The sequence below is a fragment of the Imhoffiella purpurea genome, assembly GCF_000585215.1.
Classification (GTDB): Bacteria; Pseudomonadota; Gammaproteobacteria; order Chromatiales; family Chromatiaceae; genus Imhoffiella; species Imhoffiella purpurea.
Map to the genome: position 1 here is coordinate 104,222 of NZ_AONC01000025.1, position 15,626 is coordinate 119,847.

The 15,626-nt window shown below is 64.3% G+C and carries 15 protein-coding genes; 9 read left to right on the forward strand and 6 right to left on the reverse strand.

Features of this window, described 5'->3' with window-relative positions:
• Window positions 1–12: 12 nt before the first annotated feature.
• From bchL to D779_RS08490, 9 genes are all read left to right on the forward strand, one after another.
• The gene (gene bchL, locus D779_RS08450; RefSeq protein ID WP_043752667.1) at window positions 13–903 is read left to right on the forward strand and encodes a ferredoxin:protochlorophyllide reductase (ATP-dependent) iron-sulfur ATP-binding protein; all 891 of its coding nucleotides are present in this window, start codon (window positions 13–15) and stop codon (window positions 901–903) included.
• Complete coding sequence (gene bchM, locus D779_RS08455) at window positions 903–1,604, forward strand: magnesium protoporphyrin IX methyltransferase (RefSeq protein ID WP_043752456.1); 702 nt, start codon at window positions 903–905, stop codon at window positions 1,602–1,604. The genes bchL and bchM overlap by 1 nt, the downstream gene beginning before the upstream one ends.
• A gap of 340 nt (window positions 1,605–1,944) precedes the next feature.
• Window positions 1,945–2,727: a photosynthetic reaction center subunit H gene (gene puhA, locus D779_RS08460; RefSeq protein ID WP_043752670.1), complete on the forward strand. Its 783-nt coding sequence runs from the start codon at window positions 1,945–1,947 to the stop codon at window positions 2,725–2,727.
• The gene (gene puhB / locus D779_RS08465; RefSeq protein WP_043752459.1) at window positions 2,724–3,374 is read left to right on the forward strand and encodes a photosynthetic complex putative assembly protein PuhB; all 651 of its coding nucleotides are present in this window, start codon (window positions 2,724–2,726) and stop codon (window positions 3,372–3,374) included. Before puhA ends, puhB begins: the two co-directional genes overlap by 4 nt.
• A 30-nt stretch (window positions 3,375–3,404) precedes the next feature.
• The gene (puhC, locus tag D779_RS08470; RefSeq protein ID WP_043752461.1) at window positions 3,405–3,866 is read left to right on the forward strand and encodes a photosynthetic complex assembly protein PuhC; all 462 of its coding nucleotides are present in this window, start codon (window positions 3,405–3,407) and stop codon (window positions 3,864–3,866) included.
• 148 nt (window positions 3,867–4,014) lie between these two features.
• Entirely contained in the window at window positions 4,015–4,938 is a 924-nt protein-coding gene (gene puhE / locus D779_RS08475) for a putative photosynthetic complex assembly protein PuhE (RefSeq protein ID WP_043752464.1), read from the forward strand.
• A 609-nt stretch (window positions 4,939–5,547) separates the two neighbouring features.
• On the forward strand, window positions 5,548–6,834 hold the full coding sequence (gene hemN / locus D779_RS08480; RefSeq protein ID WP_052347968.1) for an oxygen-independent coproporphyrinogen III oxidase: 1,287 nt from the start codon (window positions 5,548–5,550) through the stop codon (window positions 6,832–6,834).
• A complete protein-coding gene (gene bchJ / locus D779_RS08485) occupies window positions 6,831–7,424 on the forward strand; it encodes a bacteriochlorophyll 4-vinyl reductase (RefSeq protein ID WP_043752472.1) in 594 nt (197 codons plus the stop codon). The genes hemN and bchJ overlap by 4 nt, the downstream gene beginning before the upstream one ends.
• A gap of 74 nt (window positions 7,425–7,498) precedes the next feature.
• Window positions 7,499–8,887, forward strand: a complete 1,389-nt coding sequence (locus tag D779_RS08490) for an AMP-binding protein (RefSeq protein WP_043752475.1) — start codon at window positions 7,499–7,501, stop codon at window positions 8,885–8,887.
• A gap of 40 nt (window positions 8,888–8,927) precedes the next feature.
• Here the strand turns inward: D779_RS08490 and D779_RS08495 are convergent, their stop codons facing one another.
• From D779_RS08495 to D779_RS08520, 6 genes are all read right to left on the reverse strand, one after another.
• On the reverse strand, window positions 8,928–9,710 hold the full coding sequence (locus D779_RS08495) for a DUF4412 domain-containing protein (RefSeq protein WP_043752477.1): 783 nt from the start codon (window positions 9,708–9,710) through the stop codon (window positions 8,928–8,930).
• Between the two features lie 71 nt (window positions 9,711–9,781).
• Window positions 9,782–11,122, reverse strand: a complete 1,341-nt coding sequence (locus D779_RS08500; protein ID WP_052347970.1) for a phenylacetate--CoA ligase family protein — start codon at window positions 11,120–11,122, stop codon at window positions 9,782–9,784.
• 192 nt (window positions 11,123–11,314) lie between these two features.
• Window positions 11,315–11,752, reverse strand: a complete 438-nt coding sequence (locus D779_RS08505) for an ACT domain-containing protein (protein ID WP_043752480.1) — start codon at window positions 11,750–11,752, stop codon at window positions 11,315–11,317.
• Window positions 11,753–11,872: 120 nt separating this feature from the next.
• Window positions 11,873–13,210 carry a phenylacetate--CoA ligase family protein gene (locus D779_RS08510; protein ID WP_043752483.1) on the reverse strand — a complete coding sequence of 446 codons (1,338 nt, stop codon included), beginning with the start codon at window positions 13,208–13,210 and terminating at the stop codon, window positions 11,873–11,875.
• A 16-nt stretch (window positions 13,211–13,226) separates the two neighbouring features.
• Window positions 13,227–13,721 (reverse strand): indolepyruvate oxidoreductase subunit beta, encoded by a 495-nt coding sequence (locus tag D779_RS08515; protein WP_043752486.1) that lies wholly within the window; start codon window positions 13,719–13,721, stop codon window positions 13,227–13,229.
• A gap of 93 nt (window positions 13,722–13,814) precedes the next feature.
• Complete coding sequence (locus D779_RS08520; RefSeq protein WP_043752491.1) at window positions 13,815–15,446, reverse strand: thiamine pyrophosphate-dependent enzyme; 1,632 nt, start codon at window positions 15,444–15,446, stop codon at window positions 13,815–13,817.
• Window positions 15,447–15,626: the final 180 nt, after the last annotated feature.

Here is a 15,626-nt window from a genome sequence, read left to right on the forward strand (position 1 = left end):
TTGCCCGCCGACATGTTCGGTTCGCTGCCCAAGCACCCAGACGGTGAGGGCAGCGTCCAGGTCCAGCTCGACCCGGATATCCGCATCGACACCGCCAAGGTGTTCGCCATCTACGGCAAGGGCGGTATCGGCAAGAGCACGACCTCGTCGAATCTGTCGGTCGCCTTTTCGAAATTGGGTAAGCGTGTCCTTCAGATCGGCTGCGATCCGAAGCACGACTCGACCTTTACCCTGACCAAGTGTCTGGTGCCGACCGTCATCGACATCCTCGAATCGGTCGACTTCCATGCCGAGGAGCTGCGCCCGAGCGACTATGTCTACGAGGGCTACAACGGCGTCATGTGCGTCGAGGCCGGCGGTCCACCGGCCGGCACCGGCTGCGGTGGCTACGTGGTCGGCCAGACGGTCAAGCTCCTCAAGCAGCATCATTTGCTGGAGGACACGGACGTCGTCGTCTTCGATGTGCTGGGCGACGTGGTCTGCGGCGGCTTCGCGGCCCCCCTGCAGCACGCCGAACGCGCTCTGATCGTGACCGCGAACGACTTCGACTCGATCTTCGCCATGAACCGGATCGCCTCGGCGATCCTGGCCAAGTCCAAGCACTATGGCGTGCGGCTCGGCGGCGTCATCGCCAACCGCAGCCGCAATACCGACGAGATCGACCGTTTCGTCGACGCGGTGGGGCTGAAGCGCCTGGCGCATCTGCCCGATCTGGACATCATTCGTCGGAGCCGGCTCAAGAAGTCGACCGTCTTCGAGATGGAACCGGAGCCCGAGTCGGGACTGGAGGCGGCGCAGCAGCAGTATCTGGACCTGGCCCAGCGTCTCTGGGACGGCGTCGAGCCACTGGAGGCGCATCCCATGCGCGACCGCGACATCTTCGATTTTCTGGGGTTCGATTGATGCCGAATGCTTCCTATCAAGAACGGCGCGGAAAGATCGAGACCTATTTCGATCGTACGGCGGCCGATGCCTGGTCCAAGCTGACCTCGGATGCCAAGGTCAGCCGGATTCGCGAGACGGTGCGTGCCGGTCGCGACGACATGCGCAATACGCTGCTGAGTTGGCTTCCGGCTGATCTCAGCGGCAAGCGTCTGCTCGATGCCGGCTGCGGAACGGGTGCCCTGGCCGTCGAGGCGGCGCGGCGCGGCGCGGAGGTCGTGGCCATCGACGTGGCCCCGACCCTGATCGAGATCGCGCGCGAGCGTGCGCCCAAGGATCTGGGCGGCGGCTCGATCCATTTCGAGGCGGGCGACATGCTGGATCCGGCCCATGGCCGATTCGACCATGTGGTGGCCATGGATTCCCTGATCCACTATCGGCCGGCGGACGTGGTTAATGTGTTGGCTGGTCTGGCCGAGCGGACCAGCGGCTCGATCATCTTCACCTTCGCGCCCAAGACGGTACCGCTCGCCATCATGCACGCCGTCGGACAATTCTTTCCGCGCAGCGATCGGTCGCCCGCGATCGAACCGGTGAGCGAGAAGACCCTGAAGGGACTGATCACCGCTGATGCGGGACTTGCCGGCTGGCAGCCGAATCGGACGCGGCGCATTGCCGTTGGCTTTTATACGTCTCAGGGCCTGGAACTGATTCCCGGATGAGACTCGGCCATACAGTGTTCCGGATCCGTTCGGGGCGCTGTGGTGAGGGCGCATCGTGCGCCGTGGAAGACACAGCCTGGTGCTGTGGAGATTGCTCTGGGGGCGCAGTCGGCGGCATTGGCCATAAGACATCGTCCAGTGATTCATCGGCCCGGCAATGACCGGTTTTTCTACCGGCTTATGGAGTCGTTCATCGCTTCGAGATGCTATCGTTTTTTCGCCACGCCGCTCGCTGTCGCCCCATTCGTGCGAACGGTGCGAGGACTCGGGTCCTGGCGGTCATCGCGCTTCGGGCTAGTCGGCTGTTCCGGCTGGCCATTTGTCCTACGGAGGTTACATCATGTCTGCTGCCATCACTGACTACATCGACGTTGCCCAATTGACGATTTGGGCGTTCTGGTTCTTCTTTGCTGGACTCGTCTACTATCTCCGCCAAGAGGACAAGCGGGAAGGTTATCCGCTTGACTCGGATCGCACCGAGCGTTCCGGCGGTCGTGTCAAGGTCGTCGGTTTCCCCGCTCTGCCGGAGCCCAAGACCTTCATCCTGCCGCACAACGCCGGTACCGTCGTCGCTCCTCGTGTCGAGGCCCCCATGGCCAAGCTCAACGCGACGCCTTCTGCGGCCTTCCCGGGCGCGCCCCTGGATCCGGTCGGCGATCCCATGCTGGCGGCTGTCGGTCCTGGTGCCTCTCCGGATCGTGAGAAGCACCCCGACCTGACCCTCGAGGGTCAGCCGAAGATCGTGCCGATGCGCGTCGCAACCGAATTCTCCATCGCCGATAAGGATCCGGATCCGCGTGGCATGACCGTCGTGGGTCTGGACGGCGAGACCGCTGGCACTATCACCGACGTCTGGGTCGACCGTTCCGAGCCTCAGATCCGTTACCTCGAACTCAAGGTTGCCGCCAACGGCAAGCAGGCGCTGGTTCCGATCGGCTTCTGTGTCTTCAACAAGAAGGAACGTAAGGTCAAGGTCGCCTCGATCAAGGCCGCCCATTTCGCCAACGTGCCCGTATTGTCCAAGCCCGATCAGGTCACCCTCTATGAAGAGGACAAGGTCGGCGCCTACTACGCTGGCGGTAAGCTGTACGCTACTTCGGAACGCTACGGACCCTTGCTGTGAGGGAATATGACTTCGAGCCCGTTCGCGGGCTTCCCGAGCGTCTCCCTCCTGGGGAGGAGATGCTCTGGCAAGGTGCGCCGCGCTGGACATCTCTCGCGCGGCGTGCCTTCCACGTCCGAAAGATCGTCGTTTATTTCGCCGTGCTCGAGGTCTTGGCGCTCGCCGTGGACTGGTCCGATGGTCTGTCCGTGGCGAGTGTCCTCTCCAGCCTGACCTGGATGGTCCTGCTGGCGGCCGTCTCCATCGGTGCGCTCTCCCTGCTGGCCTGGGCGATGGCGCGCACGACCCTCTACACGATCACGAACCGACGTGTCGTGATGCGTATCGGTGTCGCGTTGCCGATGATCATGAACTTGCCGTTCAAGCAGGTGAGGTCGGTGGATCTCAAGGCATATCCGGACGGAACGGGCGATATTCCATTGCTGCTCGCCAAGTCCGCTCGGCCGTCCTACATGATCTTCTGGCCGCATGTGAAGCCCTGGCATTTCTCGCCCGCTCAGCCGATGATGCGTGCGATACCGGATGTCGCCGAGGTCGCCAAGATTCTGGCGGGTGCCCTGAAGGATTACGCTGAGGAGGCTCGGCAGGACAACGACGACTCGGTCGATGCATCGGCCCAGGGTGGCGAGCCTTCGCTGGCCTCCTGACGGCATTTCTCATTCCGATGAGGTTCCATTTTGAGTGATGCGTTTGGTGAACGCCCTTTTCCCAAGGGCGTATTGATTGCCGTTGCCTCCTTACTGAGCTTCGTCATCATCATGGTCGGCGTTGCGCGATTGACTGGGGCAAAGATGGATCAGGCTCCGCTTGGGCCGATCGTCCAGGAGCGCGAGATTCTTTTCGTCGACCAGTCCGATGGTTCCACCAACGTGGTGGATAAGGCGAGCGGTGAGGTGATCCAGAATCTGGCTCCGGGGGGAGAGGGCTTCATCCGCGGTATTCTGCGGGCGATCTCACGTCAGCGTAGGGGCTACGATGTCGCGATCGGGGAGACTCCGTTCCGCTTGGCGCTGCGCGAGAATGGCAATCTGACTCTGGAGGATCCGGTCACTGGAATCCTTCTCGATCTGCGGGCCTATGGTGAAACGAACCAGGAGTCCTTCGCCGCGCTCATGACGGCGCTTGCACCCTCTCGATGACGGTTCCCGCGCCCATCCGGGCGGAGCGCAGGGAACCGGTCGACCCGCGACCGTATCCTGCCATCTACAGGGCGGTCGAACGTGATCCAGTCTTCGACTGAGCGTCGATCGTCCCTCTCGAAACGGCACCAAGACTTGGGTCTCAAGCATGTCCGACTTCGGTTTTCCCGTCATCTATGCGCTCGGCCTCTGGTGGTTCAGCACCGGCCTGGTGCTCTATCTCGACAACCTGCCAGGTCGAACCTTCCGTTGGACATTGCTCGGCGGCTCGTTCGTCCTGGCCGTCGCCATTTTCGGATTCGTCGTCAGCAGCGCCTCGACCTCGGTCGTCTCTCGGTACATCTCCTTCACCAGTGGCGTCGTCATCTGGGGGGTGCTCGAGATGAGCTATTTCACCGGCTTTCTAACTGGACCCCGTAAGACCGCCTGTCCTCTGGGATGCTCCGATCTGAAACGGTTCGGGTTGGCGATCCTGACCAGTCTCTACCATGAGCTGGTGATCATGGGGACGGTCCTGTTCCTGGTGCTGGTCTCCTGGGAGGAGCCGAATCAGGTCGGTACCTGGACCTTCGTCGTCCTGTGGCTGATGCGCTGGAGCGCGAAGCTCAATCTCTTTCTGGGCGTACCCAATCTCAACGAAGACTGGTTGCCCGAGCATCTGCGTTATCTCAAGACCTACATGTCGAAACGGTTCATGAACCTGCTGTTTCCCGTTTCCGTCACCCTCTCGACCGTGATGGTAGTGCTGATTGTGCTTCGGGCCCAGGAGCCGGAGCTCGCCGGCGCCGCGGCTCAGGGGTTGATCCTGGTCGCGACGCTTCTGGCGCTGGCCATCCTCGAGCACTGGTTGCTGGTTCTGCCGCTTCCGGACGAGGCGCTTTGGGCTTGGGCGTTGCCACGGCGCGAAACGCCCGGATCGGACGGCTCCGGTCAATCCTCGTCCGATTCGGCCCGGGCCGAGGTGCTGGCCAAGCGTCGTTTGTCGGCACGGCAGTCGGATTCCTCGCCTCCGCGAGCCGAATCCAGCAGTCCATCCTCCTCTCGGCCATGGCGGCGCGCCTATCAGGCATGATCGGCATCAACTCGAAAGCTCGAATCCGAGTGGATATCGGTGGAACTTTCCGGGGAGTGTGCTGACGAGGTAGAGCTTCTGGTTGGGGCGCAGTATAATCCTCAAGCGCCGATGATCACACATGAAGTCGACACTGCGTGACAGTGCATCCTGGCTTCCGTGTCCGCACGGGCTGGAGGAGTCAGTCGGCGCTGCCGTATCGATCGGATCCAGTCATGAAGTCTACTGGGTCCGATGAATGCGCATGCCCCGAGTTCTCTTCGATCCATGTCGACGTGCGTCCGCGAGGATTGTCGCAGGAGAGCGCATTTCTGATCCGTGTGCGCTGATTCGGTGTCGGTCGACGGATGTTCCCTGATCCAGCATTCATCGCGATCAGGAGTCGCGTGACGCATTTTGGGACGTAGGCAGGGATTGGCCCGTAAATCCTCGCGGAGTCAGGTGTATCGGCATGAATGAAGCCCGGTACGGTATGCGCCGTATCGGCGAGACCCAAGGTGACAGCGGTTCAATCTGACTAGATGGGTTAAGACCATGGCGCTTCCTTCCTCCTCCGTTTTTCCGCTTGAACTGCTCGAGCGATACGGTGTTCCGCCCCATGGATGCACAATGCCGTCATTGAGGCCCGTCGATGACAAGCCCTTCACCGATCTGCATTATCAAGAAGTCCTGTCCTCTTTCCGTCGACGTGCCGACGAGCGACTCGCCGTCTACGTTCACGTCCCCTTCTGTCACGTTCGCTGTCTCTACTGCGCCTGCGACACGACGGTGACCCATAGCGTCGAGAAGGTGGATCAATATCTGGATGCGCTCGAGCGCGAGATGGACATGGTGACCCGGCTCGTCGGACGCGGGCGCAAGCTCGATCAGCTGCATGTCGGGGGCGGGACCCCGAATCATCTCAACGAGCCGCAGTTGGCGCGTCTGATGGAAATCCTGGAGTGCCATTTCGAGCTCTCGGCCGATACGGTCACCTCGATCGAGTGCAATCCGCGCCGCTCCTCGGTCGGTCAGCTGGAGTTGCTCTACGGTCTCGGATTCCGTCGCGTCAGTTTCGGAGTCCAGGACCTCAACGCGGACGTTCAGCGTGCCATCGGTCGCGTGCAGTCGCTCAACATGGTTCGCGACGTCTATTACACCGCACGCGAGACCGGCTTCGAGAACATCAACCTGGATCTGGTCTATGGTCTGCCATTCCAGAACCAGAGGAGCTTCCTCGAGACGCTCGGTCAGATCCTCGAGCTCGCCCCGGACCGCGCCGCCTGCTTCAGCTACGCCCACGATCCATCCAGTCGCCCCCATCAGCACGCCATCAACGTCAACCATCTGCCATCCGCCGACGAGAAGCTGGCCTTGTTCGAAAACGCGGTCAAGGCATTCTCCGATGCCGGCTACCGGTGGGTCGGTCTCGATCTCTTCGTGCGCGAGACCGACGAACTCTTCGATGCCCAGCGCGAGGGACGTCTCTACCGCAATGCGATCGGCTATACCACCATGCCCTCGACCCAGGTGCTGGCGTTCGGTCCGAGCGGCATCGGCGAGGTCGGGGATGCCCTGGTTCAGAACGAGCCCGATCTGCGGGCCTGGCAGAAACGCGTCAACAGCGGTCATCTGCCGGTCGCCTGGGGGCGTCAGCTGAGCGAGATCGATCGGCGTCGGCGCGATGCCATGCTCTATCTGATGTGCAATCTTCAGCTCCCGGCGAGTTCGGCCGCGGATCTGGAGCAGGAGTACAAGCGTCTGTGCCGCAATGCCGAGCACGGACTGGTGGAGGTCTCGGAGGAAGGGATTCGCGTAACCTCCAAGGGTCGTTATCTGTTGCGCGGGCTTTGCGGGCAGCAGGATGATTTGGTCGATTGGGGAAGCAGCCAGTGGCGCTTCAGGGTGCCGAGTTGAAGACAGAGAATCATGGGCGCGTTGGTCCTAACGCAATCATTCGCGTCGCCGAGGCGCTCGAGGCCCGGCAAGGGTCCGACGCCGTATCCGAACTTTTTCAGCGCGCCGGGCTCGAGCGCTATCTGGATGCGATGCCGACCGCGATGGTCGAGGAAGGCGAGGTGACACGCCTTCAGTCCGCATTGCGGGATTATTTGGGGATACCCGTTGCCCGCGCCATCGCGCGCGATGCCGGGATGCGGACGGGCGACTATCTGCTGGCGGTACGTATTCCCCGTCCGGCGCAGGCCATCCTGTCCGTTCTGCCGCCCCGCCTGGCCACGCGAACGCTCCTCAAGGCCATCGGCGGCAACGCCTGGACCTTCGTCGGAACCGGCGTCTTTTCGGCCGATCCAGCATATCCGCCCAGATTGACCGTGAGCGATTCGCTGCTCTGCCGCGGCGCCACGGCCTCCGAGCCCTTGTGCGACTTCTATGCGGGCACCTTCGAGCGGCTCTTCACCCGTCTGGTCCACAAGGACGCCAAGGTGACCGAAATCGCCTGTCGTGCCAATGGTGCTGCGGACTGCGTGTTCGAGATCCGCTGGTAGCCGTGCGACCTCCGTTCTAGGCGCCGGGCGCGATGAATGAGCGCCCAAGCCTGCACGGTCGGGCATTCCCTCCGATGGCTCCTTTCCCCTCGTTCGCCGATGCCCCTTGGTTCGCGGGGCAGGGTTCCGCGCTCGTTCTGGGCGCGCGGGCCTGGACCTACGACGCACTGAGTGACCTGATCGGGGAGCGCGAGTCTGTTCTGCGCTGCTCGGGCGTTCGTGCCGGTCAAGTCGTCATGGCGCCCGATGCGCCGGCATGCGATCTCATCTTGATGCAGCATGCTCTGGCCCGGATGGGGGCCGCCTTGTTTCCGGTGCGTGCCGGGACCGAGCCCGGGATCATGGATGATCTGATCGCAGGAGCCGGAGTCGAATGGACCTGGGATCCCTCGGTCGAGAGTCTGCGGGCGACGGGCTGTCGGAAGGCCGCGTGCGAAAACCGCCCGACATCCCTGGCCTTGCTCATCAAGACCAGCGGGAGCAGCGGCCGGCCCAAGATCGCCATGCTCACCCCGTCCAATGTCCTGGCATCGGCGCTCGAGACCAATGCCGCGCTTGGCTTGGCGCCAGGCGACATCTGGCTGGCCTGTCTGAGGCCAAGCCACATCGGCGGGGTCTCCATCGCCTACCGTTGCGCGCTGGCGGGCGCTACGCTTCTGCTGCAGGAGGGATTCGTCGCCGAGGCCGTGGCGAGCGGCCTGAACGGCATGCCGGTGACGCATCTCTCGCTGGTTCCGCCCATGTTGGCGCGACTGTTGGATCTGGGCTGCCGGCCACCCTCATCCCTGAGGGTGGCCATGATCGGCGGTCAGGCTCTGAGCCTGTCGCTCGCCCAGCGGGCGCTGGATGCCGGCTGGCCGCTGCACATCAGCTACGGCATGACCGAAACCGGCTCCCAGATCGCGACGACACCGCGTCTTTCCGGCAGGATCCGGGAGACCTCACTGGTGGGTCGGCCCATGCGGGAACTCGAAATGGATTTGGGGGGCTGTGGCGAGAGGCCGAGACGGTTGCGTATCCGCGGATCCGTGGTGATGGCGGGGTATGCCAATCCAGAGCGTCGGCCGGGCGATGGGATCGAGGACGGCTGGTTCGAGGCCGCCGACCTGGCCTGCTTTACGGACGAGGGTCAGCTCAGGATCCTGGGCCGCGCCGACGACGTCCTGGTGGTGGGCGGCGCCAATGTTTCGCGTGCGCGGATCGAAGCGGAGCTGTCGCGCATGCCGGGCATCGGCGATGTCCTGATCGTCGATCTGCCCGATCCGGTCTGGGGTCATCGTCTGGTGGCCGTCTACAGCGGCGCGGTATCGGCCTTGCAGGTCGAGACCTGGTGCGGCGCGCATCTGACCGGCCCGGAGCGGCCGCGTGCCTTCAAGCGCCTATCACCCTTTCCGCTGCTCGATTCTGGCAAGCTCGATCGGAGGGGCATCGCTGATCTGGTCAGATCAGCGGATCCTGGCTGATCCTCCAGTCTCCTGTGGAATCAGCCAGGATTTCGGCCGATCAGGGATGCGGCTGTCCGCTCGGCGGGGCCATCATGTCCTTCTTGGTGTAATCCGAGGGGATCTCGAACATGGATTCGGGCACGGATTCTTTGCGGATCACCGTCACCTCGCTTTCGCTCTCCATGTTGGACCCCATCATCTGCATCTTGGTCTTGGTCAGGATGGGATAGCCCTCGATCTTTTCCATTTCGGCACGCATGCTCTTGGCGGCCTCGGAGTCGCCCAGCAGTCCGTCGGGACCGGACATGCTCATCATCTCGGTGTAACGGTCCAGGTCGATATCCACGTCCGTCGTCGCCCAGATCTCCTGCTGGATCTCCATCATGCCGGTCTTGGTGACCTCGTATTTGGTGCAGTCCCAGTCGCCGATCTTGCGGGTCTCGCCGGTCTTTTCGACCTTGATCCTGGTCTGCTCCATCATGGCGCGCATCTGCTCCATGCCTGGCTGCGACATGCCTTCCATCATGCTCTTGAGGTCGATCTGGTAATACTGCTTCGCGGTGTCGTTCACGAAGGTCATGGTGCCGCTGGCGGGGTCCAGGATCATGTTGGCACCGTCCGGCTGCGAGCTCACGACCTTCATCTTGCCGTAGGCGACATAGGTCTTGCTGACTTCTTCGGTCGGGCTCTCGCCCATCAATCCGGAGGTGCGGTTGACGGTCTCGATATAGAGACCCTCGTCTCCGGCGAAGACGGCCGGAAGGCCGAGGAGGGCGGTGGCGAGCACGAGGAGCCCCAGCCGTGCAGCGGTCAGGATGGGCCGAGCGAGGTGTTTCGTCATGGTTCGATTTCCCTGTTGTGAGGATGTCTTCATCTTGATCCGTTCGCCTGGGAACGGGACCGGTCTCTCTCTCAGTTCTGGATGTTGCGCTTGTCCAGCACCCGTTTCGCCTTGCCGACGAAGCGCTCGATGCTGCGGGGCTCGACCAGATCCACATGGGCGCGGATGCCCGCGACGGTGTGGATCTCTCGGCTGATGCGCTCGCAGAGCGACTGCATGCGGTCCATGCGGTCGGAGAAGATCTCGGGATGGATCTCCACCTTCACATGGACCTCGTCGAGCGTACCCGGGCGGCTGACCTCGATCAAATAGTGCGGCGTGGTGCCCTCGACCCGCAGCAGTGCCTCTTCGATCTGCGATGGGAAGACATTGACTCCGCGGATGATGAGCATGTCGTCGGTACGTCCGGTGACCCGGCTCATGCGCATCGTGGTCCGGCCGCAGGAACAGGGCTCGCGGTAGAGTCGGGCGATGTCGCGTGTGCGGTAGCGGATCATGGGCATGGCCTCGCGGGTCAGACTCGTGATGACCAGCTCGCCCGGCTCTCCCTCGGGAACGGGCTCCAGGGTTTCCGGATCGAGACACTCGACCAGGAAGTGGTCCTCCTGGATGTGCATGCCGTCGCGCGCCGAGCATTCGCCGCTGACGCCCGGGCCGATGATCTCGGACAGGCCGTAGTTGTTGAATGCCGAGATATCCAGTTCCTCCTCGATCTCGCGGCGCATGTCCTCGCTCCAGGGCTCGCCGCCGAAATGGCCTAGGCGGATCGGCAAGGAGCGCGGATCGATGCCGAGGTCGCGCGCCGCATCGGCGATGGTCAGCGCGTAGCTCGGGGTGCAAATGAGGCCCTCCGGGTCGAGAGCGCGCATGATCTCGATCTGGCGCCGGGTGTTGCCGGCGGCGGCCGGGATGACGGCGGCGCCGACCTTCTCGATGCCGTAATGGAGACCGAATCCGCCGGTGAAGAGGCCGTAGCCGAAGGCGACCTGGACGGTGTGCTCGGGTTTCAGTCCGCCGGCGACCAGGAAGCGGGCGCAGAGCTCGGACCAGATATCCAGGTCCCGTGCGGTGTAGGCGACGAAGGTCGGCTTGCCCGTGGTGCCGGAGGAGCCGTGGATGCGGGCCAGATCCTTGCGCGGGACGGCGAGCAGTCCCAGCGGATGGTGGCGGCGCATGTCGTTCTTGGTGGTGAAGGGCAGACGGCGAATGTCCGCCAGCGAGCGGATGCTGTGGGTTCCGATCTCGTGATGGGCGAAATGATCGCGGTGGAAGGGTACGTGCGCGACCCGCTCGACGAGCGAGCGCAACCGCTCCAGCTGGAGGGCCTCGAGCTCGGCGCGGGGCATGGTTTCGGCCGTCGGGTTCCAGATGGAGTCGGCGGGTGAATGGGGCTGTCTATCGGCTAGGGACATCGTCCGAGGTACCTTCTGTGGTGAGCCGCGGGGGCTCGCGACGGCGAGTCCCCGCGGCCCTGTCGGTCCGCCGGGAGCGGGCGCAAGCCGGGCCGGCCCGGGCGACGGAGAGGTTCCGGCGTCACTTCGAGCGGTCCGGCGTCCGGGATGGGCGCTCGCGGCGTCTTGCGCTGGGTTTGAGTCGAATCCGGATCAGGATGTCGAGCTGATGAGTTCCTCGCCACCGACGACGTGCAGACCCTTGTCGAGCAGAACCTGGACGGCCCGGTCGGGGTCCTCGAAGCGGAAGATGAGGATGGCCTTGTCGCCGCGGCGCAGCGAGTAGGCGTACATGTACTCGATATTGAGATCCGCGTCCTCGAGGATCTTGAGCGCGGCGGCCAGGCCACCCGGGCGGTCCAGCACGTCGACCGCCACCACCTCGGTGACGTTCACGACCCAGCCGTCCTGCTCGAGGATGCGCTTGGCCTTCTCCCAATCCCTGACGATGAGACGCAGGATGCCGAACTGGGCCGTGTCCGCCAGGGACAGGGTGAGGATGTTGATGTCCTCGGCGGCGATCGCGGCCAGCGGGGCCTCGAGACGCCCGGGGCGGTTTTCGAGGAAGAGCGAGAGTTGTTGCAGTTTCATGGCAGTGGGCTCTCTTGAAAGGGGCTCTCATGGAAGGGAATCGAGTCACGCAGGCGCGGAGGATCCGTGCGTCTGCATGGCTCGAGGGCAGCGCTCGGGGCGGGTCCGTCCGGACTCGGCTCAGCCCTCGTTGCGGCGGTCGATGACGCGCTTGGCCTTGCCCTCGCTGCGCGCGATGGTGCGGGGCTCGACCAGACGCAGCTCGACCCGGATGCCGATGATGTGCTCGATCGCCTGGGCGAGCCGCTTGCGCACCTCCTCGAGACCGCGGATCTTGTCGCTGAAGACCTCCGGGGTGACCTCGACCTCGACCGCGATCTGGTCCAGCCCATGGGCGCGGGTGAGGATGATCTGGTAATGGGGCAGGGTGCCCTCGACCCGCAGCAGGGCGGCCTCGATCTGCGAGGGGAAGACGTTGACGCCGCGGATGATGAACATGTCGTCCGAGCGGCGCCCGATGCGGCGCATGCGCCGGATGGTGCGTCCGCAGGCGCAGGGTTCGGTGATGATGGAGGTGATATCACGCGTGCGGTAGCGGATCATCGGCATCGCCTTCTTGCTCAATGTGGTGAGCACCAGCTCGCCCTCCTCGCCGTCCGGCAGCGCCTCGCCGGTCTCGGGATCGATGATCTCGGGGTAGAAATGGTCCTCGAAGATGTGCAGACCTTCCTGGGTGCTGCATTCGCTGGCGACGCCCGGTCCCGTGATCTCCGAGAGGCCGTAGATGTCGTAGGCCTTGATGCCGGCCTCGGCCTCGATGTGCTTGCGCATCCCGTCGGTCCAGGGCTCGGCGCCGAAGATGCCGATCTTCAGCGGCAGTTCGCGCAGGTCCACGCCCAGTTCGCGGGCGCGCTCGACCATGTGGGTGAAATAGCTCGGGGTACAGCAGAGCGCCGAGACCTGGAAGTCGCGGATGAGCATGATCTGACGGTCGGTGTTGCCGCCCGAGATGGGGATCACGGTCGCGCCCAGCGTCTCGCCGCCGTAGTGGGCGCCGAGCCCGCCGGTGAAGAGTCCGTAGCCGAAGGCGTTCTGCAGGATGTCCCCGCGGTGCATGCCGCAGGCGGCGAAGGTGCGCGCCATGACCTCGGACCAGACCTCGACGTCCTCGCGGGTATAGGCGACCACGATGGGTTTGCCGGTGGTGCCGGACGAGGCGTGCAGGCGGACCACGTCGCTCATGGGGCTGGCGAAGAGCCCGAACGGATAGGTGTCGCGCAGATCGGTCTTGACGGTGAAGGGCAGGCGCTGGATGTCTTCCAGCTGCTGGATCGAGTCGGGCGTCAGGCCGCGTTCATCCAGCCGGCTGCGGAACAGCTCGACGTGTTCGTAGGCGCGTGCGACGACGGCACGCAGTCGCCGCAGCTGCACCTCCCTGAGCGCCGTTTCGGGAAGGAAGTCCGGTGCGCTGGCGGGATGAAAGCCGCCTTCCGCGTCGTTCCAGAGCTCTCTCAGCATGATGTCCTCGTGGTGCTCAGTCGGCCTGAGAGCGCTCGAGCGCGGCGGCGCGTCCGAGGGCGAAGGCCTGTTCGTTGATCTTGTGGAGTTTCTCGGCGAGGTTGGCGTACATGGCTGCGAACCACTCGTCCTCGGGGATGTCCAGGACGGTGGATGCGGCACCCAGCAAGGCCACGTTGAGACTCTTCTTGTTCTTGAGCGCACCCTCGGCGAGCACGTCCGGACCGATGAGGATGCCGCCGTCGCGCAGGGTGGGGCGGTTGATCTCGATCTGGGTTGCCTCCAGGACCAGCAGCACGTCGGCCTCGCCCGGCGGAACCATGGGGCTCAGCACCCGGGTGCCGAAGCGCACGTCGCTACTGACCGATCCGCCGCGCTGGCTCATGCCGTGCAGCTCGCTCTTCTTGACGTCGAATCCGGCGCGGAAGGCCGCGTCGGCCAGGATGTCCGACGCCTTGAGGACGCCCTGACCGCCGAGTCCGGCGATGACTACGTTGGTAACTTTCGTCATGCGATCACTTTGAGAATTGTCTGTCTTGCGCTCGGACAGGTTCGGGGATGGGCGAGACCTGTCCATCGGTTGTGGGGGATGCCGCGCGCGAACTCAGCCGGCCGGCTCGGCCGCGCATCCCTTCTCGGCGGCCAGCTGTTCGGCGGCCGCCTTTTCGTAGAAGCGGATCTTGGGCGCGGCCAGCACGCAGGGCTGGCGGGTGACCACCAGGGATGTTTCCGGCTTGGCCAGCAACTCGGCGATCAAGGTCTTCAAGCCCTCCTCTCCGGCACTCGATTCGACCACATGGACGTTCTGCACGCCCATGGATTCGGCCAGCGCCTCGAAGCTGATCTTGCCGGTCGGCGAGTGGTCGAGCAGGCGTCCGGTTCCGGGATGCTCCTGCTGTCCGGTCATGGCAGTGGTGCCGTTGTCGAGGATGAGCACCAGATGGCCGGTTGCCGGCGGGTTGTAGACCATCTCGGCGATCCCGGTGATGCCCGAGTGCACGAAGGTCGAGTCGCCGATTACGCTCACCACCCGCCGCGCCTGATCCTCGGGCAAGACGTGACGCATGCCGAGCCCGACGCCGATGCTGGCGCCCATGCAGACGCAGGTGTCCATGGCCGAGAAGGGGGGCAGCACCCCGAGCGTATAGCAGCCGATGTCGCCGGCGACGATGCAGTCGAGATCGCGGAGCGCCTGGAACACGGTGCGGTGCGAGCAGCCCTGGCACAGCTCGGGCGGCTTGCCCTTGGGCGGGATCGGCTCGGGACTGGTGTCGCCGGCGAGGATGCGCCGGACCCGCTCCACGTTGAGTTCGCCGAAGCGGTACATCTCGGGCTTGCCCTCGGCCGGGATGCCGGCCGCGCGCAGTGCGTCGACCAATACGGGATCGCCTTCCTCCACCACGACCAGACGCTCGACGCCCTCGGCGAAGGCGCGGATGCGATCGAGCGGCAGCGGGTAGGTGAGACCGATGGTGAGCTGGCGCGCCTCGGGGGCCGCCTCGCGGGCATGCACGGCGGCGATGCCGGTGGCGACGATGCCGAGCTCGGCCTTGCCCTCGTCGAGCCGGTTGGGGCCGTCCTGCTCGTTCCAGTCGGCGATCTCGGCCAGCTTCTGGCGCAGCCGGTGATGGGCCGGCTTGGCGTAGGCCGGGATCATGACCCGGGCCGGGATGTCGCGCTCGAATCGGGGCTCCGCCATCTCGTCGGCCGAATCGCGTGGCACCACCGCCGTCTTGGAGTGACAGACCCTCGTCGTCAAACGCAGAATGACCGGGATCTTCCAGCGCTCTGAGATCTCGAGTCCGAGCCAGGTGAAATCATAGGCCTGCTGGGAGTCGATGGGTTCCAGCATGGGCAGGGCGGCGGCACGCGCATAATGACGGTTGTCCTGCTCGTTCTGGCTCGAGGCCATGCCCGGGTCGTCCGCCGAGACCAGTACGAGTCCGCCCTCGATGTCCGTATAGGCGGCGGTGAACAGGGGGTCGGCGGCCACGTTGAGACCCACGTGCTTCATGGTGACGAGGGTCCGGGCCCCGGCGAAGGCCGTGCCCATCCCGACCTCGAGCGCCACCTTTTCGTTGGGCGACCATTGCGCCCGTCCGCCGAGGCGGTCGAATGTTTCCAGGATCTCGGTGGAGGGCGTCCCCGGATATCCCGTTCCCAGCCTCACGCCCGCATGCAGCGCTGCCAGCGCGACCGCATCGTCTCCACTCATTAAAAGCCGTTCGCCACTCATGTCTTGGATTGCTCTCGCTCTGTGCAGGATATTACGGGCGCATTATCCGCTGCACCGCTCTGGGGCAGCAACTGCCCACGGCCTTGGGTTCCTGCCTCATGTCAAAGGCGGGGAGAATCGAGGTGCTGCAGGACCGGGTCGCGACCGGTCGCCTTCTCTGAATGACCTGTCGATAAGTCG

Excerpts from the sequence above, each read along its gene's own strand:
- D779_RS08515 (WP_043752486.1), bottom strand. The coding sequence starts at position 13,721 with ATGACGAAAGTTACCAACGTAGTCATCGCCGGACTCGGCGGTCAGGGC.
- D779_RS08520 (WP_043752491.1), bottom strand. The coding sequence starts at position 15,446 with ATGAGTGGCGAACGGCTTTTAATGAGTGGAGACGATGCGGTCGCGCTG.
- D779_RS08510 (WP_043752483.1), bottom strand. The coding sequence starts at position 13,210 with ATGCTGAGAGAGCTCTGGAACGACGCGGAAGGCGGCTTTCATCCCGCC.
- bchM (WP_043752456.1), top strand. The coding sequence starts at position 903 with ATGCCGAATGCTTCCTATCAAGAACGGCGCGGAAAGATCGAGACCTAT.
- D779_RS08495 (WP_043752477.1), bottom strand. The coding sequence starts at position 9,710 with ATGACGAAACACCTCGCTCGGCCCATCCTGACCGCTGCACGGCTGGGG.
- D779_RS08490 (WP_043752475.1), top strand. The coding sequence starts at position 7,499 with ATGGCTCCTTTCCCCTCGTTCGCCGATGCCCCTTGGTTCGCGGGGCAG.
- puhA (WP_043752670.1), top strand. The coding sequence starts at position 1,945 with ATGTCTGCTGCCATCACTGACTACATCGACGTTGCCCAATTGACGATT.
- bchL (WP_043752667.1), top strand. The coding sequence starts at position 13 with ATGTTCGGTTCGCTGCCCAAGCACCCAGACGGTGAGGGCAGCGTCCAG.
- D779_RS08500 (WP_052347970.1), bottom strand. The coding sequence starts at position 11,122 with ATGTCCCTAGCCGATAGACAGCCCCATTCACCCGCCGACTCCATCTGG.
- D779_RS08505 (WP_043752480.1), bottom strand. The coding sequence starts at position 11,752 with ATGAAACTGCAACAACTCTCGCTCTTCCTCGAAAACCGCCCCGGGCGT.
- hemN (WP_052347968.1), top strand. The coding sequence starts at position 5,548 with ATGCCGTCATTGAGGCCCGTCGATGACAAGCCCTTCACCGATCTGCAT.
- puhE (WP_043752464.1), top strand. The coding sequence starts at position 4,015 with ATGTCCGACTTCGGTTTTCCCGTCATCTATGCGCTCGGCCTCTGGTGG.